Annotated in this window: 22 protein-coding genes, 1 tRNA gene and 1 pseudogene; 14 read left to right on the forward strand and 10 right to left on the reverse strand. The window is 62.6% G+C overall.

All coding sequences use genetic code 11. From position 1 onward, the window contains the following. Nucleotides 1-59: 59 nt before the first annotated feature. Together tal and dusA are read right to left on the reverse strand one after the other, a co-directional pair. Complete coding sequence (gene tal, locus L1P09_RS08035; RefSeq protein WP_054904173.1) at nucleotides 60-986, reverse strand: transaldolase; 927 nt, start codon at nucleotides 984-986, stop codon at nucleotides 60-62. A 187-nt stretch (nucleotides 987-1,173) separates the two neighbouring features. After that, a complete protein-coding gene (dusA, locus tag L1P09_RS08040) occupies nucleotides 1,174-2,184 on the reverse strand; it encodes a tRNA dihydrouridine(20/20a) synthase DusA (RefSeq protein WP_154211437.1) in 1,011 nt (336 codons plus the stop codon). 435 nt (nucleotides 2,185-2,619) lie between these two features. Between dusA and L1P09_RS08045 the strand changes: the two genes are divergently transcribed. Next, a complete protein-coding gene (locus tag L1P09_RS08045) occupies nucleotides 2,620-2,808 on the forward strand; it encodes a DUF1737 domain-containing protein (protein WP_235768719.1) in 189 nt (62 codons plus the stop codon). 23 nt (nucleotides 2,809-2,831) lie between these two features. Here L1P09_RS08045 and L1P09_RS08050 read toward each other — a convergent pair. The 5 genes and pseudogenes from L1P09_RS08050 to L1P09_RS08070 all read right to left on the reverse strand — a co-directional run bounded on the left by L1P09_RS08050 (nucleotide 2,832) and on the right by L1P09_RS08070 (nucleotide 7,048). Beyond that, a pseudogene (locus tag L1P09_RS08050) lies at nucleotides 2,832-3,139 on the reverse strand (chorismate mutase). Nucleotides 3,140-3,324: 185 nt separating this feature from the next. Next, nucleotides 3,325-4,023, reverse strand: coding sequence for an anti-sigma factor (locus L1P09_RS08055; RefSeq protein WP_054904186.1), 699 nt, complete (start codon nucleotides 4,021-4,023; stop codon nucleotides 3,325-3,327). Continuing rightward, entirely contained in the window at nucleotides 4,020-4,568 is a 549-nt protein-coding gene (locus L1P09_RS08060) for a sigma-70 family RNA polymerase sigma factor (protein WP_009686313.1), read from the reverse strand. The genes L1P09_RS08055 and L1P09_RS08060 overlap by 4 nt, the downstream gene beginning before the upstream one ends. A gap of 103 nt (nucleotides 4,569-4,671) precedes the next feature. Continuing rightward, entirely contained in the window at nucleotides 4,672-5,199 is a 528-nt protein-coding gene (locus L1P09_RS08065) for a DUF3455 domain-containing protein (RefSeq protein WP_235768720.1), read from the reverse strand. A gap of 328 nt (nucleotides 5,200-5,527) precedes the next feature. Next, nucleotides 5,528-7,048 (reverse strand): NCS1 family nucleobase:cation symporter-1, encoded by a 1,521-nt coding sequence (locus L1P09_RS08070; protein ID WP_009686315.1) that lies wholly within the window; start codon nucleotides 7,046-7,048, stop codon nucleotides 5,528-5,530. A 335-nt stretch (nucleotides 7,049-7,383) separates the two neighbouring features. On the opposite strand from L1P09_RS08070, the gene L1P09_RS08075 reads away from it, so the two are divergent. Beyond that, on the forward strand, nucleotides 7,384-8,091 hold the full coding sequence (locus tag L1P09_RS08075) for a murein L,D-transpeptidase catalytic domain family protein (RefSeq protein WP_177331323.1): 708 nt from the start codon (nucleotides 7,384-7,386) through the stop codon (nucleotides 8,089-8,091). A 27-nt stretch (nucleotides 8,092-8,118) separates the two neighbouring features. Here L1P09_RS08075 and L1P09_RS08080 read toward each other — a convergent pair whose 3' ends face one another. After that, nucleotides 8,119-8,823: an SDR family oxidoreductase gene (locus L1P09_RS08080; protein ID WP_009686317.1), complete on the reverse strand. Its 705-nt coding sequence runs from the start codon at nucleotides 8,821-8,823 to the stop codon at nucleotides 8,119-8,121. Between the two features lie 339 nt (nucleotides 8,824-9,162). Between L1P09_RS08080 and L1P09_RS08085 the strand changes: the two genes are divergently transcribed. The 11 genes from L1P09_RS08085 to L1P09_RS08135 all read left to right on the forward strand — a co-directional run bounded on the left by L1P09_RS08085 (nucleotide 9,163) and on the right by L1P09_RS08135 (nucleotide 20,192). Beyond that, nucleotides 9,163-10,509 (forward strand): glutamine synthetase family protein, encoded by a 1,347-nt coding sequence (locus L1P09_RS08085; RefSeq protein WP_154211435.1) that lies wholly within the window; start codon nucleotides 9,163-9,165, stop codon nucleotides 10,507-10,509. A gap of 67 nt (nucleotides 10,510-10,576) precedes the next feature. Continuing rightward, nucleotides 10,577-11,371 carry a gamma-glutamyl-gamma-aminobutyrate hydrolase family protein gene (locus L1P09_RS08090; RefSeq protein WP_192439821.1) on the forward strand — a complete coding sequence of 265 codons (795 nt, stop codon included), beginning with the start codon at nucleotides 10,577-10,579 and terminating at the stop codon, nucleotides 11,369-11,371. A gap of 13 nt (nucleotides 11,372-11,384) precedes the next feature. Further along, nucleotides 11,385-12,743 (forward strand): aspartate aminotransferase family protein, encoded by a 1,359-nt coding sequence (locus L1P09_RS08095; RefSeq protein WP_235768721.1) that lies wholly within the window; start codon nucleotides 11,385-11,387, stop codon nucleotides 12,741-12,743. Nucleotides 12,744-12,886: 143 nt separating this feature from the next. Next, on the forward strand, nucleotides 12,887-13,441 hold the full coding sequence (locus L1P09_RS08100; RefSeq protein WP_009686321.1) for a helix-turn-helix domain-containing protein: 555 nt from the start codon (nucleotides 12,887-12,889) through the stop codon (nucleotides 13,439-13,441). 83 nt (nucleotides 13,442-13,524) lie between these two features. Further along, on the forward strand, nucleotides 13,525-14,034 hold the full coding sequence (locus L1P09_RS08105) for a ProQ/FinO family protein (protein WP_009686322.1): 510 nt from the start codon (nucleotides 13,525-13,527) through the stop codon (nucleotides 14,032-14,034). A 117-nt stretch (nucleotides 14,035-14,151) separates the two neighbouring features. Beyond that, on the forward strand, nucleotides 14,152-14,583 hold the full coding sequence (locus L1P09_RS08110) for a GNAT family N-acetyltransferase (protein ID WP_054904191.1): 432 nt from the start codon (nucleotides 14,152-14,154) through the stop codon (nucleotides 14,581-14,583). 239 nt (nucleotides 14,584-14,822) lie between these two features. Then, nucleotides 14,823-15,461 (forward strand): response regulator transcription factor GacA, encoded by a 639-nt coding sequence (gacA, locus tag L1P09_RS08115; RefSeq protein WP_003251380.1) that lies wholly within the window; start codon nucleotides 14,823-14,825, stop codon nucleotides 15,459-15,461. A 5-nt stretch (nucleotides 15,462-15,466) separates the two neighbouring features. Beyond that, a complete protein-coding gene (gene uvrC / locus L1P09_RS08120; protein WP_232892003.1) occupies nucleotides 15,467-17,290 on the forward strand; it encodes an excinuclease ABC subunit UvrC in 1,824 nt (607 codons plus the stop codon). A 32-nt stretch (nucleotides 17,291-17,322) separates the two neighbouring features. Further along, entirely contained in the window at nucleotides 17,323-17,883 is a 561-nt protein-coding gene (gene pgsA / locus L1P09_RS08125) for a CDP-diacylglycerol--glycerol-3-phosphate 3-phosphatidyltransferase (protein WP_029885978.1), read from the forward strand. Between the two features lie 64 nt (nucleotides 17,884-17,947). Further along, a tRNA-Gly gene (locus tag L1P09_RS08130) sits at nucleotides 17,948-18,023 on the forward strand. 225 nt (nucleotides 18,024-18,248) lie between these two features. Then, nucleotides 18,249-20,192 carry a tyrosine-type recombinase/integrase gene (locus L1P09_RS08135; protein WP_022580566.1) on the forward strand — a complete coding sequence of 648 codons (1,944 nt, stop codon included), beginning with the start codon at nucleotides 18,249-18,251 and terminating at the stop codon, nucleotides 20,190-20,192. Between the two features lie 50 nt (nucleotides 20,193-20,242). Here the strand turns inward: L1P09_RS08135 and L1P09_RS08140 are convergent, their stop codons facing one another. Beyond that, complete coding sequence (locus tag L1P09_RS08140) at nucleotides 20,243-20,884, reverse strand: substrate-binding domain-containing protein (RefSeq protein ID WP_024008255.1); 642 nt, start codon at nucleotides 20,882-20,884, stop codon at nucleotides 20,243-20,245. 104 nt (nucleotides 20,885-20,988) lie between these two features. On the opposite strand from L1P09_RS08140, the gene L1P09_RS08145 reads away from it, so the two are divergent. Next, entirely contained in the window at nucleotides 20,989-21,279 is a 291-nt protein-coding gene (locus L1P09_RS08145; RefSeq protein ID WP_023912020.1) for a helix-turn-helix domain-containing protein, read from the forward strand. Between the two features lie 20 nt (nucleotides 21,280-21,299). Here L1P09_RS08145 and L1P09_RS08150 read toward each other — a convergent pair whose 3' ends face one another. Further along, a complete protein-coding gene (locus L1P09_RS08150; protein WP_022580563.1) occupies nucleotides 21,300-22,190 on the reverse strand; it encodes a LysR family transcriptional regulator in 891 nt (296 codons plus the stop codon). Nucleotides 22,191-22,241: the final 51 nt, after the last annotated feature.

Genomic DNA, 22,241 nt, shown 5'->3' on the forward strand with positions numbered 1-22,241 from the left:
AAGGGTATGGGGCGCAAGGTGCTTGGCACTTTACGCCCGTCTGGCAAGGCCGAAACTACTCAGGCGTTTTCAGCCATCAGTTTTTCCAGCTTTTCCTGGTCCCGGGCAAACTGGCGGATGCCCTCGGCCAGTTTCTCGGTGGCCATGGCATCTTCGTTCATTGCCCAACGGAACTGGCTTTCGTTCAGCACCTGCTTGGCTTCGCCAGCATTGCCTGGCTTGAGCATGCGCGGCAACTCACCCTGGTCGCTGCTCAATTGGTCGAGCAGGTCAGGGCTGATGGTCAGGCGATCGCAGCCCGCCAGTTGTTCGATCTGGCCGATGTTGCGGAAGCTGGCACCCATGACGACGGTGTCGTAGCCATTGGCCTTGTAGTAGTTGTAGATGCGCGTGACCGATTGCACACCCGGGTCTTCGGCGCCCACGTAGTCCTGGCCGGTGCTTTTCTTGTACCAGTCGTAGATCCGGCCCACGAACGGCGAAATCAGGAACACCCCGGCATCCGCACAGGCCTGGGCCTGGGCGAACGAGAACAGCAGGGTAAGGTTGGTCTGGATACCTTCCTTTTCCAGCTTCTCGGCAGCGCGGATGCCTTCCCAGGTCGAGGCCAGCTTGATCAGCACGCGGTCACGGCCGACGCCGGCTTTTTCATACAGGTCGATCAGCGCCCGGGCCTTGGCCAGCAGGGCCGGTTCGTCGAATGACAGGCGGGCATCCACCTCGGTGGAGATACGCCCGGGAATGACCTTGAGGATGCCCGAGCCCACGGCCACGGCAAACTTGTCGCAGGCCAGGTCGACATTGCCCTTGGCATCTGCCTTGACCTGCTTGAGCAGGTCCGCGTAACCGGTGATGGCAGCGGCTTTGAGCAGCAGCGACGGGTTGGTGGTGGCATCGACCGGTTTCAGGCGGGTGATGGCGTCCAGGTCTCCGGTATCGGCGACCACGGTGGTGAACTGCTTGAGTTGTTCCAGCTTGGAGGTCATGGGCGTGCTCTGTCCTGTGCAATGACTCGACATTACCCGAGCCCCGACGGCCGCTCAAGGGCCGGTAGGCGCGGGTCTGCCACGAAGGGTGGTGTGAAGATGATATTCGAGTCCGGCGCCACCCCGAGGTTCCGCACACCACCGCGCGTGCTGGCGTCATCTGCACCCGCTGTCGCTACACAGCGCATCAGCGCCCCTGAAGCAGCTCCACTGCCTGGTCGAACACGGCCAGCGGCTGCGCCGCCTTGTGAATATCCGCCGACAGCAGCTGACGGAAGCGCCGGGCGCCCTTGAACCCCTGGGCCAGCCCCAGAATGTGCCGGGTAACATGGTGCATCGCGTCACCACTTTCCATGTGCGCCACGATGTACGGCCGTAGCTGCGCCAACGCCTCGCTGCGGCTGATCACGGCAGCTTCGCTGCCGAACAGTTGCTGATCCACCTCCGCCAGCAGGTACGGGTTGTGATAGGCCTCACGCCCCAGCATCACCCCGTCGAAGGTTTGCAGGTGCGCCTGGCACTCGCCGAGGGTTTTGATTCCGCCGTTGAGCACAATCTCCAGGTCCGGGAAGTCGGCCTTCAATTGCGCTGCCACGTCGTAGCGCAGCGGAGGGATCTCGCGGTTTTCCTTCGGCGAAAGCCCTTCCAGAATCGCGATGCGCGCATGCACGGTAAAGCTGCGGCAGCCCGCTTCGCGCACTTGGCCGACGAAGTCGCACAGCTCGGCGTAGCTGTCGCGCCCATTGATGCCGATGCGGTGCTTGACCGTCACCGGGGTGGCTACCGCATCGCGCATGGCCTTCACGCAATCGGCCACCAGCGCCGGGTGGGCCATCAGGCAGGCACCGATCATGTTGTTCTGCACCCGGTCGCTCGGGCAGCCGACATTGAGGTTGACCTCGTCGTAGCCGGCTTGCTCGGCAAGGCGGGCACAGGCCGCCAGGTCGGCAGGCACGCTGCCGCCCAGTTGCAGGGCCAGCGGATGCTCGGAGACGTCGTGGCGCAGGAAACGGTCGGCGTCGTTGTGCAGCAGGGCGCCGGTGGTGACCATTTCGGTGTAGAGCAAGGTTTGCTTGGACAGCAGGCGCAGGAAGAAGCGGCAATGGCGGTCTGTCCAGTCCATCATGGGGGCAACGCTGAAGCGGCGTGACGGCTCAGGGCGCGTGGTTTGTGGCTGGGAGCCTGATGTTGCAGTCATTTCGTTCAACGTGTTCTGTACCGGTTTCGGGGTTCGAGGCGTTTTTACCCAGGCGTTTGGTACAAAGTACCAACCGACATACGACATGTACCAATCGTGGAAAAGGGTCGATGGCAGCACCCGCTACCCCGTCCAGTTCCGCACTGATCGCGACAAGGCGACAGTCTACCAAGAGAGCCGGGTGTTCGCCTGCAAACACGTCGCGAGGGCCTGGGCGAAGCGACGGTACGCCGAGTTGAACGAGGCGAGGGTTATCGGGGGGCTGCCCCGGTAACGCGCCTCGACCAGGAAGGCTGAAACGCTGGCGCGATCCACCGATAGCCAAGCCCTGTTGGCCCGCATACAGTAGAGCACCGATGATCGATGCAACTGTTACAGAATCACCAGCACGATCATCAGCCACAACGCGCGCCGCGTGAACCAAGGAAGAAAGCGATGAGCCAACCCCTCAATGATCTGCCCATCTACCGAGTGCTGACTGGCCCCGACAACGCCGCCTTCTGCCGGCGGGTCAGCGAGGCCTTGGAAATGGGGTACCAGTTACATGGCTCACCTGCAGTCACCTTCAATGGCAGCGATGTGATCGTGGCGCAGGCCGTGCTCTGGCCTCGAACCGGTGACTGATCATCGGCCGCCTTGCATGCTTTTTAAGACGCCGAAGGTGCAGTGGCCAGCTTCGCGTGGGTGGTCAGTTCTTCATTGATGAAGGCCGCGATCATCGCCCGGTAAACCTGCTCCACCACCTCGGCTGACGCGCCGGTTTGCTCCGCCATTTCGCGAACCTTCATTATCACCTGCTCGACCCGCGCAGGCGCACGCACGTCATCGGTCGTCTTCTTGAAGGCGGCCGCTTGCGCCACGAGTCGGCCACGTTGGCGAGAAGCGAAACCAGGCTGCGGTCAATTGCATCAATCCCGTGGCGGACTTCTTCCAGTGAGGTGCAACGTACTTCCATTTGCGCGACTTCCTTTTCATGAGACTGCGGTTGATTGGGGGTATCACTTGCGCTTACCCGGGCCGGCCAGCGCTGCCGGCTACGGCAATAGAGCAAGGCCCACCATTTAACTCGCTCCGGCCCATGATTCCCAGGCTTTCTGTGGCGTACCGTTTCTGTCTCTCGCCGGCCGGCACGCAAACGGGTCAAATCACTTTCACCGCCCGGCCTATGAATTTGACCGGCCCCGTTGGCAGGCCGGTAGGCGAGCCGCCGGCTTTCTCCAGTGTCAGCTCGAACAACTGGTCGGCTTCCAGCGGTGGCAGGCTCTGCAAGGGGACCCTGTAGGGTTCGCCGGGTTTGACCAGGCCCAGTGATACTGGCGCCCCCCACTGCGGACCCTTGGTCCAGAACTGCAAGGCCATGCCTTCAGGGAGCGCATCCTTGCCGAGCGGGAGAAGCTCGATGGTGCGGCTGTCGCTGGTCTGCACCACCCAACCCGGGGCCTGGCTGCTCGGTGCCACCAGCACCACCACGAATTGCGTCGCGGGTGGGGGCGTTGTCAGCAAGGTGAACGCCAGCACTACACTGGCCGCCAACCCGGCGGCCGTCAGTGCTTGCCACAGGCCCAGGCGTTGCCACCACTTGGCTCGCCGCTCGCTTGCCGGGGGCTCCAGCTCGTTCAGGCTGCGCTGAATACGGCCCCACAGGCGCAGGCTCGGTGGCTGCGGCGCGGCCAGCGCGGCCAGTTCCAGCAGGCGCGACTCCCAGGCATCCACTGCGGCGCGCAGGGCTGAGTCGGTACGCAGGCGCTCAGCCACTGCCGTGTGTTGCTCCGGCGCCAAGGTGCCCAATACGAACTCGCCGGCGAGGGTGTCCAGCGCTTCGTCAGTCTCCGGCTTCATTCCAGGCACTCCCGCAGTGCTTTCAGGCTGCGCTTGATCCAAGCCTTGACGGTGCCAAGGGGGGCGCCCAGCAGAGTGGCGATTTCGGCGTGGCTGCAGCCGTCCACGTAAGCATGCAGGATGCAGTGCTGCGGGCCGGGCTGCAATTGTTCCAGGCAACGGTAAATCTTTGCCGAGCCTGACCACAGGGCCAGGTCATCCAGCCTGCCCGGCAAGGTGGGCACGGCAGCCATGTCGGCATCGTCCAGCACAGTTTCGCGCCGGGTATCGCGTATCGAATTCAATGCCAGATGGCGTGTGATGCTGTAGATCCAGCCGCGCGCCGAGCCGCGCGCGGGGTCGTAGCTGGCAGCGCCAGTCCAGATGCGAATGAACGCATCGTGGACGATGTCTTCGGCCGTGGCGTTGTCACGCGCGATACGCCGGGCTACGCCCAGCAGGCGTGGCCCTTCGTGATCGTACAGCGCTTGCAGGGCTCGCCGGTCACCCTGTGCGCAGGCCTCCAGGCAGTGGTGGAAGTCGAATGGGGTGACAGGCGAATTCAAGGTGTACGGCTTCCTTGTGTCTGGCGAGGTACCCCGGCCATCCAGCCGGGGGCTTGCCATCGAGCTTAGATCATCCGCTGCTGGATGTTGGCGCCGGCGCGCGTTACCTGGCTGTCCAGAACACATAGTCGGCCTGGTACTGGACGACCTGCCTGGCCCCCTTGTTCTGGGCCGTGCAGTCGCTGGTAGGGGCCACGCCGCCGCGGGTGGCCAGGCGCTGGATGTAGCTGACCCCATGCATGGCGCCTTTACCTTCGGCCGGGTTGGCCTTGACCAGTTGATAAGGAATGGCGCCTTTGTCTGCCGGGGCCAGCGCCAACTGGTTGCCGGTGACTTTCGAGCCATCCTTCGCTTGCCAGGTGGCGGGAGGACCAAAGTAGTCGCCCACTTGTTTGCCGCTACGGTCATTGAGCACGGCCTTGGGTCCAACGAAGGTCCATTCGGTCTGGCCGGCCGCATCGGCTTTGTCGCGGCACTCATAGGTGATCTCGCCGACCCCGACGGTCTCCAGCATAACGCGATGCCCCTCGGGCACCTGGACTGCTGTGGGCACGGCGGTTTGCGCGTGGGCGGTCTGCAGCGCCAGGGCAAGGCTGCAGGCGAGCAGGCAAGCGGAGTATGTATGGCTCATGGTAATGCTCCTGACAGGTCATTTGGCTGGGCGGTCATGGTCCACCCATCAGCAATACCCACCACGGGGTCTATTGGATGCACGGGGACAAAAAAATAGTTGCCTGCAAATGGCCGGCCGGCAGCGGGCAACCAAAGCCCGGGAGTAGGGTGGTGTCGTCTGGCGCGGTTACGTGGGTGGCCCTGCGGGCCAGGCGGGTCGCGGGGCATGTGCGCCAGGAAGATGCCAGGGGCGCGCAGTGGAGGTACAGACCTCTTTACACGCGTGCATCCGTGCGGGCTAAGGGCCAGCATCACTGGCCCTCATCAGTCGGCTGATGGTGCCCCGATCAGTGATGCGCGCTATCCACCGCAATGCTCTCGCCGCTCACCGCGAGGTAGCTGGCGTTGCGGTTGGCGAGGGCGTAGTGGATCAGCCCACCCAGGCCGGCGCCGAAGAACCAGGAGAACTGCGACAAGGTCTCGAAGGCTGGCACCAGCGCCAGCACGATGGCGATCAGTGCCGCCGGCACGAATGCCGCGACGGCACGCAGGTTGACCCCGCCGCTGTAGTGGTAGGCCGCCTGCCTGCTTTCGCTGTAGAGCTGCGGCAGGTTCACCCGGCTGCGGCGTACCAGGTAGTAATCGGTGACGATGATGCCGTACAGCGGGCCGAGCAGGGCGCCCAGGCCACCGAGAAAGTACACGATCACTGAGGGGCTGTTGTAGAGGTGCCAGGGCAGGATCACGACCGCAATGGCGGCACTGAGCAAGCCTGCGCGGCGGAAATTCAGCAGGTTGGGTGCCAGGTTGGTCAGCACGTAGGCCGGGGCGACGAAGTTGGCCATGATGTTCACTGCCACGGTCACGATCAGGAAAGCCAGGCAAGCCAATACCAGGCCGGCGGTGTTGGGGATGGCCGCAACGATTTCGGTCGGGCTCTGCACCAGCTTGCCATCGATGCTGAACTGCGCACCGGCCAGTACCACTGCAATTAGGGCAAAACCAAGCATGTTCACCGGCAGGCCCCAGAAGTTGCCTACGCTGATGGTGCGCCGGTCCGGGCAATTGCGCGTGAAGTCACAGAAGTTGAGAATCATGGTGCCGTACAGCGAGACCCACAGCGCAGCAGCGCCGAGCACTTTCAGCCACATGGCCGAACCGGTCGGGGCATTGCCGCTGGACCAGGCGATCGACAAGCCGCTGCGCCAGTACATCCAGCCGGCCAGGCTGGCGAAGGCGACCAGAATGATCGGCCCGGCCAACGACTCGAAGCGGCGCACCATTTCCATGCCGTAGGCGAAGATCGCCACCTGCACGCACCAGATGCCGAGGAAGGTGACCCAGCCCAGGCTCGACAGCCCGAGGATGCTGTTCTGGTCGTAGGCCTTGAGGTCTGGGGCGATGGCGGTGAGCAGTACACGCAGCACCACCGAAGCCAGGTAGGTCTGGATGCCGAACCAGGCAATGGCGATCACCGCGCGGATCAGTGCCGGAATCTGGGCACCATGGATGCCGAAGCTGATGCGGCACATGACCGGGTAGGGCAGGCCGGTTTTCTGACCCATGTAGCCGGAAAGGTTCATCAAGCCGTAGATCACCAAGGCACCGAGGGCGAAGGCGGCCAGGATCTGCGCCCCGCTCATGCCCAGGGCGAACAGCCCGATGGCGAACGAGTAGTTGGCCATGTTGTGCACGTCGTTGGTCCACAGCGCGAACAGGCTGTAGCGACCCCAGGTGCGCTTGGCGGCACGGGTAGGGGCCAGGTCGGCACTGTACAGGCGCGGGCTCAATGTCACCTGGCCGGGATCCGCCGTGGCGGTGGGGCGTGCATCAAGCTGGCTAACATCGGAACGCGAAATCGACGCCATCGGGACTCCATGATGGTTGTGTACTTTTGTTTTTGGATTTGTATACAAACAAGATTCGTACCAATCGGTCAGGCGCAGGTAATTACAGCGGGTTGCCGGTCTCTAACCGATCATTGCCTAGCGGGCGCGTATTTGAGTTGGGAATTTTGTGCACATTTCAGGTGCGCATTTGTTACCCCGCGCGCCAAGCCGAGGCGCTTGCTGTGAACAACGCAGATACACTCAGGCCATTGGTCAGCAAATGATCGGCAAATGGCCTGAAAGCGAACACAGTAGCCGCATTTGGCTGCAAGCAACGGCTGCACAGGCCCGTTTTCCAACAGGGATCCGTATCGATGTTCACCTCAGTGCGCCGCGCTGTGCGGCTTGCGATGGCCATTGCCGGCCTGTTCATTCTCGGTGCCTGGCACAGCGCTCAGGCGCAGTCGCTGCCCAGTGCTGCCGAGCTGCAGCGGTTGGCACCCGCCGCCAGTCTGGCGACCTTGGCCCTGGCGCTTACCGCCTATCACTGTGCGAGCCAGGGGGGAGGGGACAAATTGCTGACCGTTATCGATTATTCCAGGGCCTCGCGTGACAAGCGCTTGTGGGTGTTCGACCTGCGCGCCAGGCAGCTGTTGTTTGAAGAGTGGGTCACCCATGGCAAGAACAGCGGCGCCGATCTGCCGAACGCGTTTTCCAATGCGCCGAACAGTTACCAGTCCTCCGTCGGCCTTTATGAAACCGGCCAGGCCTACAATGGCAAGCATGGGCGCTCGTTGCGCCTGCAGGGGCTGGAGCCAGGGTTCAATGACAACAGCATGGCGCGGGCGATCGTCATGCACGCCGCAGCGTACGCCGACCCCAGCGTGGTGCCTAGCCTCGGCCGCCTTGGGCGCAGCCAGGGTTGCCCTGCCGTGCGCCCGGCGATTGCCGAGAAATTGATCCACACGCTGCAACGCGGCAGCTACGTGTTCGCCTACTACCCGCAGCAGGCGTGGCTGAAGCATTCGCGTTACTTGAACGCCCAACGTTGCGTGGCAAGCCCATCGATCGCCGGCAAGTGACGAGGCGCGCTTACCTCGTCAGCAGCCTCACACGCTACGCGTCAGGCCGCCGTCGACCTTGATGTTCTGCCCGGTCATGTAGGCAGCACCCTCGCTGGCAAGGAACGCGATGGTGGCGGCAATTTCTTCGGGGGTGCCGTAACGCTTGAGCGGTACGCTGTCGCGGCGTTGCTCTGTGGCCGGCAAGCTGTCTATCCAGCCCGGCAGCACGTTGTTGATGCGCACGTTATCGGCGGCGTAGGTGTCGGCGAAGATCTTGCTGAAGGCCGCCAGCCCCGAGCGGAACACCGCGGAAGTGGGGAACAGGTCGCTCGGCTCGAATGCCCAGGCGGTAGAGATGTTGATGATCACGCCACCCTTTTGCCGCTGCATATAGGGCGTCACCAGGCGTGTCGGGCGAATGACATTGAGCAGGTAAGTGTCCATGCCTTTGTGCCAGTCCTCGTCGCTGATCTCCAGGATGGGCGCACGTGGGCCGTGCCCCGCGCTGTTGACCAGCACATCGATGCGGCCCCATTTGCCGACCACAGCGTCTACCAGGCGCTGCAGGTCTTCAACCGACTGGTTGCTACCGGTAACGCCGATGCCGCCAAGCTCTGCGGCCAGGGCCTCGCCCTTGCCCGATGAAGAAAGGATGCCCACGTTAAAGCCATCCGCGGCCAGGCGCCGGGCTGCGGCGGCACCCATGCCGCTGCCACCAGCCGTGATAATTGCAACTTTGTCTACTGTCATGCTGCCTCCCAGTTTGGCGTTCATTTGATTGCGTAGGTGCTTCCACCATAGCAGCGCCCTCGGGTGGCAAGTGAGACAGTCAAGCTTCTCAGAGCCAGTAGTTAAGCTATTGGCTTGTTGCGCGTGGCAGGGGCCAAGTCGCGCAGACGCAGACCGGCGGCACGCAGATGATCTTGACGTGTGAAATTTTTAATGTATTTTTTCATGAAAAATATCTGCGAAAATTTCACGAGCGCCCAGGCTATTGAAGCCGTGCCAGAGGTTGAAGCCCTTGCAAGCGCGGGCGGCATTCAAGGGCGAGTCTTCACTTGAGTTGGTTCACCCCACAAGGACAAGAACATGAGTGCCCCCTCTGCGGATTTGCTGCTTGAAGTGCGTGCGTTTCGGGCGCAGCACCCGGCCATACGTTATGTCGACCTGATTGCGCTGGACATTCCCGGGCATTTCTACGGCAAGCGCTACCCCATCGACATGCTGGAAAAGGTTGCAGCTGGGGCACCGCTGAAGCTGCCGCAGAACTGCGTGCTGCTGGGTACCCAGGGCGGCCTTTACCCCATAGGTGACTACTGCTTTGCCGACGGCGACCCGGATGCTGTACGGCGGCTGGTGCCAGGTACGCTGAAGCCGGTGCGCTGGGAAAAAGAACCGATCGCCCAGATGCTGATCACCTCCGACGGCACCGCCAGGCCGATCGAGTTCGAGCCACGGGAAGTGCTGGCCCGCGTGCTGCAGCGCCTTGCCAGGCGTGGGATACGCCCGGTGGTGGCGTTCGAGCTGGAGTTTTACCTGTTCGACCGCGCGCTGGACAACGGCTTGCCGTGTTACCCGCGTGACACTGCCAGCGGCGACGCAGACGACCAGCCGAACATGCACATCGAGCGCCTCTCGCGCTTTTCCTCGGTGTTGCATGAAATGGTCGATGGCGCCAATGAGCAAGGCGTGCCGGCGAACGTGATCACTGCCGAGCTGGGCCCAGGCCAGTTCGAAATCAACTTCTTGCACAGCGACGATGCCCTTGCCGCGGCTGACTGGTCGGCACTGTTCTGCCGCAGTACCCGGGGCATTGCCCTGAAGCACGGCTACCGCGCCAGCTTCATGAGCAAGCCCTACCTGGATGCGCCAGGCAGCGGCATGCACGTGCACGTCAGCCTGTACGACAACGACGGCAACAACCTGCTCGCCGCTGCCGAACAGCGCAAGCTGCGCCATGCGGTGGCGGGGTGCCTGGAACTGCTGCCGCACTGTATGCCGATTTTTGCCCCCAACCACAATGCCTACCGCCGTTACGGTGCCATGGTCAACGCCGCGAGCAAGGCCAGCTGGGGCTTCGAAGACCGTGATGCGTGCATTCGCATCCCCGAATCCGACCCGCGCAACCTGCGCATCGAGCACCGCCTGGCAGGCGCAGATGCCAACCCGTACCTGGTGCTGGCGGCCATTCTCACCGGCATGGAGTACGGCCTGGAGCGGGGCGTCGAGCCCATCGCCCCGCTGAACAACGACCGCCAGAGCGGCATCGACTTCCCCAAGGACCCGCTCAGCGGCCTGGCCGCCATGCGTCATCACCCGGTGCTGGAGCAAGGCCTGGGCAGCGAGTTCGTGATGGTCTACTGCGAAAACAAGTACCAGGAGCAACTGGACTTCATGCGCCACATCGATGCCCGCGAGTATCGCTGGTTCCTGTAGCGCCTGCGGTTCGCCCCCATCCCTTGCCAACCTAAACCACGCGCAATACCCATTGCCGGAGGACGCTATGCCACGTGTGCCCGTGATCGGGATCACCGCTTGCACCACCATGAGCGGGCAGCATGCCACCCAGACCATTGCCGAGAAGTATGCACGTGCGGCAGCCAAGGCGGCGTGCGGCCTGCCCATCGTGATACCCAGCCTGGGGGAGCTGCTCGACAGCGCCGACATCCTCGAGGTGGTAGACGGACTGATCTTTACCGGTTCGCCGTCCAATATCGAGCCGTTTCACTACCACGGCGCGGCCAGTGCCGAGGGCACCCAGCATGACCCGCTGCGGGACGCCACCACGTTACCGCTGATGCGCGCGGCGATCGCCGCCGGCGTGCCGGTGCTGGGCATCTGCCGTGGTTTTCAGGAAATGAACGTGGCACTGGGCGGCACCCTGCACCAGAACGTGCATGAGGCTGGCGCATTCATGGACCACCGCGAAGGCGCGGGCGAGCCAATTGCCAAGCAATACGGCCCGCGCCACACCATGCATGTGCAGCCAGGCGGTTTGCTCGAACGCCTGGGCTTGCCGGCAGTGTTCGAGGTCAACTCCATCCACGGCCAGGGCATCGATGTGCTGGCGCCGGGGTTGAGGGTGGAGGCATTGGCGCCCGACGGCCTGGTGGAGGCGATCTCGCTGGACAACGGCCAGGGCTTCAGCCTGGCCGTGCAATGGCACCCCGAGTACCAGGTCATGGACAACCCGCAGTACCTGACCCTGTTCCAGGCGTTTGGCGCGGCATGCCGCCAGCGCTCGCTGCTGCGCCAGAACCGCAAGCAACCCACCGCGCAGCGCGCCTGCGCGACCTGACGGAGTGAAGACAATGAGTGCACAGAATTCGCAGACCCAGGCCTGGCAAGCGCTTAGCCGCGACCACCACCTGGCGCCGTTCAGCGATGTTAAACAGTTGGCCGAGAAAGGCCCGCGCATCATCACCCAGGCCAAGGGCGTATACCTGTGGGATAGCGAGGGCAACAAGATCCTCGATGCCATGGCTGGCCTGTGGTGCGTGGCGGTCGGCTATGGCCGCGATGAGCTGGCCGAGGTCGCCAGCCGGCAGATGAAGCAGCTGCCGTACTACAACCTGTTCTTCCAGACCGCGCATCCACCGGCGCTGGAGCTGGCCAAGGCGATCGCCGACCTGGCCCCGGCCGGCATGAACCATGTGTTCTTCACCGGCTCCGGTTCCGAAGGCAATGACACCGTGCTGCGCATGGTGCGCCACTACTGGGCGCTGAAAGGCCAGCCCGACAAGAAGGTGATCATCGGCCGCATCAACGGCTACCACGGCTCTACCGTGGCAGGCGCTGCCCTGGGGGGCATGAGCGGCATGCACCAGCAGGGCGGGGTGATCCCGGATATCGTGCATATCCCGCAGCCGTACTGGTTCGGCGAAGGCGGCGACATGACCGAGGCCGACTTCGGCGTGTGGGCCGCCGAGCAACTGGAGCGCAAGATTCTGGAGGTGGGCGAAAACAACGTCGCAGCCTTCATCGCCGAGCCGATCCAGGGTGCCGGGGGCGTGATCATTGCGCCGGACACTTACTGGCCAAAGGTCAAGCAGATCCTTGCCAAGTACGACATCCTGTTCGTGGCCGATGAAGTGATCTGCGGCTTTGGCCGCACCGGGCAGTGGTTCGGTACTGACTACTATGACCTTGAGCCCGACCTGATGACCATCGCCAAGGGCCTGACTTCGGGCTACATACCGATGGGCGGTGTGATCGTGCGTGACGAGGTGGCGCGGGTCGTCAGCGAAGGTGGCGATTTCAACCACGGCTTTACCTATTCCGGCCACCCGGTGGCCGCGGCGGTGGCGCTGGAGAATCTGCGCATCCTGCGCGACGATCAGATCATCACGCAGGTGCAGGACAAGACTGCGCCTTACCTGCAGCAGCGCCTGCGTGAGCTGGCCGACCACCCGTTGGTCGGTGAGGTGCGTGGCCTGGGCATGCTGGGCGCGATCGAGTTGGTAAAAGACAAGGCCAGCCGCACCCGCTACCCAGGCAAAGGCGTGGGCATGATCTGCCGCCAGCACTGCTTCGACAACGGCCTGATCATGCGCGCGGTGGGCGACACCATGATCATCGCGCCGCCTTTGGTGATCAGCCTTGCCGAGATCGACGAGCTGGTGGCAAAGGCGCGCAAATGCCTCGACCTCACGTATGAGGCTGTTCGCTGAGCGGCAGGTAGCCTCAGCGGGGCTGCAAAGCGGCCCCGGTTTGCCTGGCTGGCGCGCGCAAGGCCTGGAAGCATTTTGCTTTGCAGGTTGAATCCTGTACTTTTCAGGGCATTGTTTTTCCGTCCGAACGTCGCGATTCAACTATGAAAGTGCACGAAGAAATCGAAGGCCTGGCAGTACTGATTCGCGATCTGCGCAAGTTCAAGGGCCTGACCCTTGGCGAGCTGGCCCAGCGTATCGGCCGCTCGGTGGGGTTCCTGTCCCAGGTCGAGCGCGGTGTTTCGCGCCCGACCGTCGCCGACCTGACGGCCATCAGCGAAGAGCTCGGTGTGTCGACTGCCTACTTCTACAAGCTGGCCAAGCCCCGCGAGCTCGGCTGGGTCACCCGCCCGCACGAGCGCCGCACCTTGCACCTGGCCGGTGGCATCACCGACGTGCTGGCATCGCCCAGCATCAGTGGCGCCTTCTCCATGCTCGATAGCCACCTTGAACCTGGGGCGAGCAGCGGCGAGGAGTACCTGGACGACAGTTCAGAGCAGGGGTGTTTCGTGCTCGAAGGCGAATTGACCGTGTGGCTCGACGGCGGTGAGCCCGTTACCCTGCGCGCCAATGACAGTTTCCAGCTGCAGCCACATGCCAGCTTTCGTTATGCCAACCTGACCGGCAAACCAACGCGGGTGTTGTGGGTATTCAGCTGATGGAAAGATGACCTGCAAACACTGGGGTGGCTGCATGGGTTATCCTTGCACCCCGCAATCAACCACAAGCAGTGAATTGAACGATGGGTTTTGAACAACTAGCAGAGCTACGCGACCGCCTGCGGGCGGAGAAACAGCAGGTAAAGGCCGAAAGCGCGAAACAGCCAAAGCGCAAGCCGTCCCCGCAGGCGAAGCCGCGCGAACAGGATCCGGCGGTCGCTGCGATCTGGCCTTTGCAGAAGCATTTTCCCCTGGCCTTCCCGGTCAACCCGGCCCCCAAGGTGCCGCTCAAAGAAGGCATCTTCAAGGATGCCGAGCAACACCTGGAGCTGCTCGGGCTTACCCGTGAACAGCTGAAGCTGGGTATTTCCACCTGGTGCCGCGGCGCCCGGTACTGGGCCAGCATGGTCGAAAATGCACCGCGCCTGGACCTCAGTGGCCAAGCAGCGGGTACCGTGACTGCTGCACAGGCACTGCATGCCAAGCAGCAGGCTGCGCGGCACCGCAGCCAGGAACGCCGTAACCGGGCGAAGGCCAAGGCACAAGCTGCCGCCCCTGCCGCCGAGCCTGCTGGCGAGCAGCCTGAGGCCTGACCCGGCCCCTCGCCAACCTGGCGAACCTACTGATCGCCTCCATGCATCGGTGCCTGGGGCTGCCCTGCTGGCCAGCCCCGGGCACAACGTCAACCGCGACCGTGAGCGTTGATTGACATGTGCCTGCAACTGATCCCTGCCACTACCAGCCACTGCACCTTCGCCCGCGACCTGACTCGCCGCGCCATGCTGCCTTATTACGGCCAATACGGTCTGCTTTGGGTGGAAGACGCCTTCGACCAGGCCTGGGGCTGGCGCGAGCAGTGGTTGGTGGCAGATGGCACCGCGGTGCTGGGTTACTGCAGCCTCAGCCAGGACCGCCAGGCCCTGTTCATCCGCGAGTTGCATTTGCTCCCCGAGCACCGCGGGCGCGGTGTTGGCAGTTTGGTGCTGGAGCAGTTGGCACTGTGGGCCAGGCAGCGGCAGTTGCCGCTGCTCAGGCTGATGGTGTTTCGCAGCAATCCGGCACGCCGCCTTTATCAGCGCCATGGGTTTATCGAGATGGGTGAAGACGATTGCTTCGTGCGTATGCAGCGCGCTATCGAGTGATCGCCAGGCGCTGGCGTGTCCAGCGCGAACGGCGCAGGCATCAAGGATCCATATCGACGATCAGCCGGCACGTTGCCTACCTGCTGGCGCGCTTGACGGGTCATGTTAAACCCCGGTAAACAGTATGGATTCTCACAGTTGAGCGTCGGACGTTTCTGACGGAAGTAATGCGTTAGGCCCACTGTGAAAAATTTTGTTAAGGTGGCGGGATCCAATCGCCCTGCTGATGAGGTGTGTGCTTGATTAGGGTCTTAGTCGTCGATGATCACGATCTGGTACGAACCGGTATTACGCGCATGTTGGCCGACATTGACGGCCTGCAGGTGGTGGGTGAGGGGGACTCGGGCGAGTCGGCGCTCAAGCTGGCCCGTGAGCTGAAGCCAGATGTGGTGCTGATGGACGTGAAAATGCCCGGCATCGGCGGCCTGGAAGCCACTCGCAAACTGTTGCGCAGCCACCCGGACATCAAAGTGGTTGCAGTCACCGTGTGCGAGGAAGACCCGTTCCCCACGCGCTTGCTGCAGGCCGGCGCTGCCGGTTACCTGACCAAGGGCGCAGGGCTCGATGAAATGGTCCAGGCCATCCGCCTGGCATTTGCCGGCCAGCGCTACATCAGCCCGCAGATCGCCCAGCAGCTGGCGCTCAAGCCGTTCCAGCCACAAGGCTCGCCGTTCGACGCCTTGTCCGAGCGGGAAATCCAGATCGCCCTGATGATCGTCGGTTGCCAGAAAGTGCAGATCATCTCCGACAAGTTGTGCCTCTCGCCCAAGACCGTCAATACTTACCGTTATCGGATCTTTGAAAAACTCTCGGTCACCAGCGACGTCGAATTGACCTTGCTGGCCGTTCGCCACGGTATGGTTGACGCAAGCCTGTAAACCTCATGTCCCAAGTTTTTGATGCCAGCGCATTCCTGGCGACCTGCAGTGGTCGCCCCGGCGTTTATCGGATGTTCGACGGCGACGCCCGCCTGCTGTATGTGGGCAAGGCCAAGAACCTGAAAAAGCGCCTGGCCAGCTATTTCCGCAAGACCGGCCTGGCCCCCAAGACCGCCGCGCTGGTTGCGCGCATCGCCCAGGTCGAGACCACCATCACCGCCAATGAAACCGAGGCGTTGCTGCTGGAGCAGAACCTGATCAAGGAATGGCGGCCGCCCTACAACATCCTGCTGCGCGACGATAAGTCCTACCCCTACGTGTTCTTGTCTGACGGGGAGTTTCCCCGCCTGGGTATTCATCGGGGCGCGAAAAAGGCCAAGGGCCGTTACTTCGGCCCATACCCCAGCGCCGGCGCCATACGTGAAAGCCTCGGCCTGTTGCAGAAGGCCTTTTCCGTGCGCCAGTGCGAAGACAGCTATTACGCCAACCGCACCCGGCCCTGCCTGCAGTACCAGATCAAGCGCTGCAAAGGGCCGTGCACCGACTTGGTAAGCGCCCAGGAATATGCCGAGGACGTGCGCCATTCGGTGATGTTTCTGGAAGGGCGCAGCCAGCAGTTGGGCAATGAATTGAATGCCGAAATGGAGAAAGCCGCCATGGCCCTCGATTTCGAAAAGGCCGCCGAACTGCGCGACCAGATCAGCCTGCTGCGCCGCGTGCAGGACCAGCAGTACATCGAAGGTGGCACAGGTGATGTCGATGTCATCGCTGCCTTCGTCAACCCGGGTGGCGCCTGCGTGCACCTGATCAGCGTGCGCGGTGGGCGGGTACTGGGCAGCAAGAACTTCTTCCCGCAGGTGGGCATTGAGGAAGACCTGGCCGAGGTCATGGCCGCTTTTCTTTCCCAGTACTACCTGGGCAATGCAGAGCGCGAATTGCCAGGCGAGTTGATCGTCAACGTTGTGCACGAAGACTTCGCCGCCATTACCGAGGCCCTGCACACGTTGCGTGGGCGCGAGCTGACCATCAGCCACCGGGTAAGGGGCACCCGTGCCCGCTGGCAGCAACTGGCCGTGACCAACGCCGAGCAGGCGCTCAACGCTCGGCTGGCCAACCGTCAGCACATGGCGGCCCGCTTTGAGGCCCTGGCCGAGGTCCTGGGCCTGGACGAAGTGCCGCAGCGCCTGGAGTGCTACGACATCAGTCACTCCAGTGGCGAAGCCACCGTAGCCAGCTGCGTGGTGTTCGGCCCCGAGGGGCCGATCAAGTCCGACTACCGCCGCTTCAATATCGAAGGCATCACCGCTGGCGATGATTACGCCGCCATGCACCAGGCCCTGACCCGCCGCTATGGGCGTATCAAGGACGGCGAGGGCAAACTGCCCGACGTGCTGCTGGTGGACGGTGGCAAAGGCCAGCTGAACATGGCCCGCGATGTGATGCAGGAGCTGGGTTTCAGCGAACTGACCCTGCTGGGTGTCGCCAAGGGCGTCACGCGCAAGGCCGGTTTCGAAACCCTGTACCTGAACGACGTGCACCACGAATTCACCCTCAAGGGCGATTCTGCGGCCTTGCACCTGATCCAGCAGATCCGTGACGAAGCACACCGCTTTGCCATCACCGGCCATCGCGCCCGGCGTGGCAAGGCGCGGCGGGTGTCCAGCCTGGAAGATGTTGCTGGGGTAGGGCCAAAGCGCCGCCGCGACCTGCTGAAACATTTCGGCGGCCTGCAGGAGCTCAACCGCGCCAGTATCGATGAAATTGCCAAAGCGCCCGGCATCAGCAAAAAGCTTGCCGAATCAATTTATGCCAGCCTGCATAGCGAGTAGAATGCCGGCTCAACTTGCGGCCAGTCGTACCGATGAATATTCCAAACTTGCTCACCGTTCTACGCGTCCTGCTCATCCCGTGCTTCATTCTGCTGTTCTACATGCCGTACCAGTGGAGTTACATGGCCGCCAGCAGCGTGTTCGCGGTTGCCGCTGCCACCGACTGGCTGGACGGCTACCTGGCGCGTCGCCTGCAGCAAAGCACGCCGTTCGGTGCCTTCCTCGACCCGGTGGCCGACAAGCTGATGGTGGCGGTGGCCCTGGTGCTGCTGGTACAGACCCATGCCAATTTCTGGCTTACCCTGCCGGCAGCGGTGATCATAGGCCGTGAAATCGTGGTTTCGGCACTGCGCGAGTGGATGGCCGAGCTGGGCGCGCGGGCACACGTGGCCGTGTCCAACCTGGGCAAGTGGAAAACCGCAGCGCAGATGCTGGCGCTGGTGATCCTGCTGGGCAACCCGCCAGCGGTGACCTTCTGGGTGATCCTCGGCTATGCACTGCTGTTGGTGGCGGCGGGGCTCACACTGTGGTCGATGGCGCACTATCTGCTGGCGGCCTGGCCGCACCTGCGCGAAGGTTCGGAGCAGAAGTAAAAGTTTTTTTGAATCAAGGGGTTGACGCGGTTTTTGAAATCGCTAGAATGGCACCCATCACGACGCGGGAATAGCTCAGTTGGTAGAGCACGACCTTGCCAAGGTCGGGGTCGCGAGTTCGAGTCTCGTTTCCCGCTCCAAGTTATGATCTACAGACTTCTACTGACGTCTGTAAGTCGTTGAAAAGAGGGGCTTCGGCCCCTCTTTTCATTCCAGCGAGCGCCACGGAAATCCACCCACAGCCAGCCTTTTTTAGGCGCCAATGTAGGCACAGGAATATGGGTGAGACGGCTTCCGGATAGTTGCTGGGGCTGAGCGGGAACCATGACGAGCATAGGCCTAAGTCATCACTTAGGAGCCTCGAAATGGCACTCTCTGATCTGATCGTCCGGCAGGCCAAGACCGCCGGCAAGCGCTACACCCTCTACGACAACGACTGCCTGAGCCTGATGGTCTCTGCCGCAGGCGGCAAGTCGTGGATCTTCCGTTACTGCTGGTTGGGCAAGCAAAAGCGCATGTCTCTGGGCAGCTATCCCGCTCTCAGCCTGCGCGAGGCCCGCGCCGAGCGGGACAAGGCCCAGGTTCTGCTCGCCAAGGGCATTGATCCCCAAATCGAACGCGACCAGCGGCGGCACGCGGCCAAGCTGGCGGGCGAATACACCTTCAAGAACGTCTTCGACGCCTGGGTCGAGCATCGCCGCAAGGAACTCAAGGAAGGCCGTCAGAGCACGCTGTCGCAGATCCTGCGCATCTTCAACAAGGACGTGCTGCCTACCCTGGGGAAGATGTCGATCTACGACATTCGTCGGCCCCAGCTCGTGGGCGTCGTGGCGGCGATCGAGAAACGCAAGGCGTTCACCACCGCCGAGAAGGTCCGCACCTGGTTCAACCAGATGTTCCGCTATGCCCTGGTCATCGCCGAGGGGCTGGAAGTCAACCCGGCCGCGGACCTGGATGTGGTGGCCGAGCCCAAGCCCCCGGTGGCCCACAACCCCTATCTGCACCTGCCCGAGCTGCCCGAGTTCCTTCAGAAGCTCCGGCGCTACAACCCCCGCGGCTGGCAGACCCAGCTTGGCGTCCGGCTGCTGTTCCTGACGGGGGTGCGCACGGGCGAGTTGCGGCTGGCCGAACCTGAGCAATTCGACCTCGACCGCGGCTTGTGGATCATCCCGCCGCAGGTCGTCAAGCAGCTTCAGGACGAAATGCGCAAGGCCGGCAAGCGGCCGCAGGACGTGCCGCCCTACATCGTGCCCCTGTCCCTGCAGGCCATCGAGATCGTGCGCTATCTCCTGGGCGTAATGCGGCCGGCGCAGAAGTACCTGCTGTCGCATCGCAGCGAACTCAAGAAGCGCATCAGCGAGAACACCCTCAACAAGGCCGTGCAGCTCATGGGCTACGAGGGGCGCCTGACCGGCCACGGCATCCGCGGCACCATCTCGACGGCACTCAACGAGATCGGCTACCCGAAGATTTGGGTGGACGCGCAGCTTTCGCACTCCGACCCGAACAAGGTCAGCTCGGCCTACAACCACGCCAAGTACGTGGAGCCGCGGCGCCGCATGATGCAGGACTGGGCAGACCGTCTCGACCTGCTCGAACAGGGTGAAGTGGAAGCCGCGAGCGCGCACCTGACCATCCGCATCGACGGGGTGCCGGCGATGGCGGAAGTGGAGGAAGCGCTGGGTGCGGCCCCCACGGCGGCCGAGCCCGCTGTCACCGGCGTGCCACCCGTGGTGGCCACGCCCATCGTCGTGACTCCCAACAGCGGCGGAATCACGTTCCAGCGGCTGTCACAGGTGCCGCCGCCTCCGATGCATGCCCCGGAGCCGGAAGTCTCCGCGATCCAGCGTGAGCGCGAAGAAATGCTTGCCATCTACGAGTCGCCGAACAATCTGCCGGTCCCGCTGTTCGGCAAGCTGGCCGGGAAATCCAAGGACCAGATCAACCGCGAGCTGAAAGCCGGCAAGCTGCTGTCGATCAGCCTGGGCAACCGGGGGCAGAGGGTTCCCGACTGGCAACTGGTGCCGCTCAAGCACAAGCTGGCCCAGGTGCTCATGAACCAGTGCCCACACGCGGATTCCTGGGACCTGTACCGCATGCTGACCCAGCCACACCCCGACCTGGGGGATCGTGCGGCCATCGATGCGGTCACGCCGACCAACGTGCCCGCGATCATCCGGGTCATCATGGGCGGCTACCAGCGCCATGAGGATGCGCCCGAGGCCATTGCCATGCGGCCCATCCCCGAAGATGTGCGGCTGAGCGTCCGTCGGCTGGTAGATAGCGCAGTAGTGCTTGAGGGGGCCTAACCCCATTTCGACCTATAGCCGGGGCCATGACCTCGGCCATAGGGGCGCCACTACGTGGCGCCAGTCCCGGTGACTTGCATCGCTCTGCGCTCGAACCGCTCCGCAACGGGTTCGGCTTGCGCGTGGGGCCGCTGCAGATAGGTCACGATTTCATAGGGGCCGTCGGCGAGCGGTCGCATGGTGATTCCCCATCCATGGGCACGCTCGATGCGCGATCGCGCAGATACCCCGATGCCGTAGCCCGCTGCAACCCATAGCGCCAGCATCTCGAAAGAAACCACCCGCCGGATGCTCTTCTGGTCTGCTGGCATGAGGGAGGCCAGCCTCTCATTCAGAAGCGGACAGGCCTCTGCCTGCCAGCGATAGACGGGATAGTCCTGGAGATCGGCGATGGTGAGCTTCGCCTTGTCGACCAAGCGGGACCGAGGCGGCATGGCGACGGCCATAGTCTCCGTCCACAAGAGCTGCGTTTTGAGAGCCGGGTCGCGATCCCCCTGAAGCGACATTCCGACGTCGTAGCGGCCTTCAAGAAGCCCATCAAGCAGGACGTCCCCTGCAACCTCGAAGAACGAGAGGGTGACGTCTGGCTCTTCCGCGCGCTGTCGCGCGAGAAGCGCCGAAAGGTGTGATGACGGTACGCCCGGTGCTACGGCAAGTCTGAGACGGGGGGGCGGACTGGTGGCATCGTGCATGAAAGTCCCCACGGAGAGTGTCGATTGCGAAGACAACGCGACATGATACTAATGAGTTAAATTTAACGTGGTTAAATTTTTGTGCCTGATCGACGCTTCTGTTAATGCAGAAGCGTACTGTTCAACGAGGGCGTCCTCCGGGTACAACCAGATTTGAGGCCGAGCCAGCCCTGGCTTTCGGCAAGGCCGTGCGTACGTTTCGTGTGGATCAGGGTATTGCGCAGGAGGAGTTGGCCGCGCGGGCCGGGATTGAGCGTTCACATATGGGCAAGATCGAGCGAGGGGAACACTTGCCCTCGCTGGCCGTAATCTTGAAAGTTGCCGCAGCGCTCAAAATGAGCGGCACCGAACTGATGACTGCAACGGAACGCAATCTGCATGCCGATGCAGGCTGACGCCCCATCGGAAAGGGCTTCTATCCGTCCACCTGCGAGCGCAGGCGAGCAATGAAGCGCTCCAACGGAGGGCTCGGCGTGTCTCTTCGAGGCCGGAGTAGGTAGGTGGTAATCACGGCCGAATCTACGGCCAAAGGACGAGCAACGACATCGGCGCGCCGGCTGACCGCAAGTCTGGCGGCTGTGGTGAAGCCGAGACCGTATCCAGCCCCGACCAGTGTGAGCATCATGTCCAACGAGGATGCGTGTCCGACAATATTTGGTTCTCTCTCCAGTGGTCGCAGCAACCTTGATAGCTCGCGGCAGTAACCTTCACACACCCGAGGGTCACACAAGACCAGGGGGTGATCCCCGATCTCCTGAAGTGGAACCTCCTTGTGGGCAAGCAACTCGTGCCTGGCCGGAACAGCAATTACCAAGGGGTCTCGCCAGATGGGTTCGGCAACAATATCATTCTCGACATCAGCTGTATGTGCAAATCCAATAGTGAAATCGCCAGACCGCAGTCCGCGTATCTGTTCAGCCAATGGAACCTCAGAAAGCCGTATTTCAATCTCTGGCTCTTCCTCTCGGCAGTCCGCGAGGAACGCAGACAGGCGCTGGTCTACGGTGCCGTCTGATATAGCAATCCGCAGACTACCATTGAGGCCCGCCGCGACAGCTTTGACGTTTTCTCTGGCCTGATCCAGAACAGTGAAAAGCCTTCGAACATCCTGCAAGAACACAGTGCCCGCTGGAGTCAGACGCGTTCCTCGCCGATCACGATCAAAAAGCAATGTTCCCAGTTCGTCTTCAAGTTCCTTAATGGTGCGGGACAGTGGTGGCTGTTCAATGTGTAATCGCTCTGCAGCGCGTGTGAAGTGCAATTCTTCGGCTAATGCAACAAAACAGCGAAGGTGCCGCAATTCCATGAGCAGTTCTCCTCAATCCTATTCAGGTTCCATGGCGCATCGCATTCGGAA

Origin of the sequence: Pseudomonas juntendi (assembly GCF_021560075.1) — a bacterium.
In the GTDB taxonomy this organism is placed as follows: domain Bacteria; phylum Pseudomonadota; class Gammaproteobacteria; order Pseudomonadales; family Pseudomonadaceae; genus Aquipseudomonas; species Aquipseudomonas juntendi.

What these genes read in the sequence shown, in the direction of transcription:
- tal (WP_054904173.1), bottom strand. Translation starts at nt 986, where the DNA reads ATGACCTCCAAGCTGGAACAACTCAAGCAGTTCACCACCGTGGTCGCC.
- dusA (WP_154211437.1), bottom strand. Translation starts at nt 2,184, where the DNA reads ATGACTGCAACATCAGGCTCCCAGCCACAAACCACGCGCCCTGAGCCG.
- L1P09_RS08045 (WP_235768719.1), top strand. Translation starts at nt 2,620, where the DNA reads ATGAGCCAACCCCTCAATGATCTGCCCATCTACCGAGTGCTGACTGGC.
- L1P09_RS08055 (WP_054904186.1), bottom strand. Translation starts at nt 4,023, where the DNA reads ATGAAGCCGGAGACTGACGAAGCGCTGGACACCCTCGCCGGCGAGTTC.
- L1P09_RS08065 (WP_235768720.1), bottom strand. Translation starts at nt 5,199, where the DNA reads ATGAGCCATACATACTCCGCTTGCCTGCTCGCCTGCAGCCTTGCCCTG.
- L1P09_RS08070 (WP_009686315.1), bottom strand. Translation starts at nt 7,048, where the DNA reads ATGGCGTCGATTTCGCGTTCCGATGTTAGCCAGCTTGATGCACGCCCC.
- L1P09_RS08075 (WP_177331323.1), top strand. Translation starts at nt 7,384, where the DNA reads ATGTTCACCTCAGTGCGCCGCGCTGTGCGGCTTGCGATGGCCATTGCC.
- L1P09_RS08080 (WP_009686317.1), bottom strand. Translation starts at nt 8,823, where the DNA reads ATGACAGTAGACAAAGTTGCAATTATCACGGCTGGTGGCAGCGGCATG.
- L1P09_RS08085 (WP_154211435.1), top strand. Translation starts at nt 9,163, where the DNA reads ATGAGTGCCCCCTCTGCGGATTTGCTGCTTGAAGTGCGTGCGTTTCGG.
- L1P09_RS08090 (WP_192439821.1), top strand. Translation starts at nt 10,577, where the DNA reads ATGCCACGTGTGCCCGTGATCGGGATCACCGCTTGCACCACCATGAGC.
- L1P09_RS08095 (WP_235768721.1), top strand. Translation starts at nt 11,385, where the DNA reads ATGAGTGCACAGAATTCGCAGACCCAGGCCTGGCAAGCGCTTAGCCGC.
- L1P09_RS08100 (WP_009686321.1), top strand. Translation starts at nt 12,887, where the DNA reads ATGAAAGTGCACGAAGAAATCGAAGGCCTGGCAGTACTGATTCGCGAT.
- L1P09_RS08105 (WP_009686322.1), top strand. Translation starts at nt 13,525, where the DNA reads ATGGGTTTTGAACAACTAGCAGAGCTACGCGACCGCCTGCGGGCGGAG.
- L1P09_RS08110 (WP_054904191.1), top strand. Translation starts at nt 14,152, where the DNA reads ATGTGCCTGCAACTGATCCCTGCCACTACCAGCCACTGCACCTTCGCC.
- uvrC (WP_232892003.1), top strand. Translation starts at nt 15,467, where the DNA reads ATGTCCCAAGTTTTTGATGCCAGCGCATTCCTGGCGACCTGCAGTGGT.
- pgsA (WP_029885978.1), top strand. Translation starts at nt 17,323, where the DNA reads ATGAATATTCCAAACTTGCTCACCGTTCTACGCGTCCTGCTCATCCCG.
- L1P09_RS08135 (WP_022580566.1), top strand. Translation starts at nt 18,249, where the DNA reads ATGGCACTCTCTGATCTGATCGTCCGGCAGGCCAAGACCGCCGGCAAG.
- L1P09_RS08140 (WP_024008255.1), bottom strand. Translation starts at nt 20,884, where the DNA reads ATGCACGATGCCACCAGTCCGCCCCCCCGTCTCAGACTTGCCGTAGCA.
- L1P09_RS08145 (WP_023912020.1), top strand. Translation starts at nt 20,989, where the DNA reads ATGCAGAAGCGTACTGTTCAACGAGGGCGTCCTCCGGGTACAACCAGA.
- L1P09_RS08150 (WP_022580563.1), bottom strand. Translation starts at nt 22,190, where the DNA reads ATGGAATTGCGGCACCTTCGCTGTTTTGTTGCATTAGCCGAAGAATTG.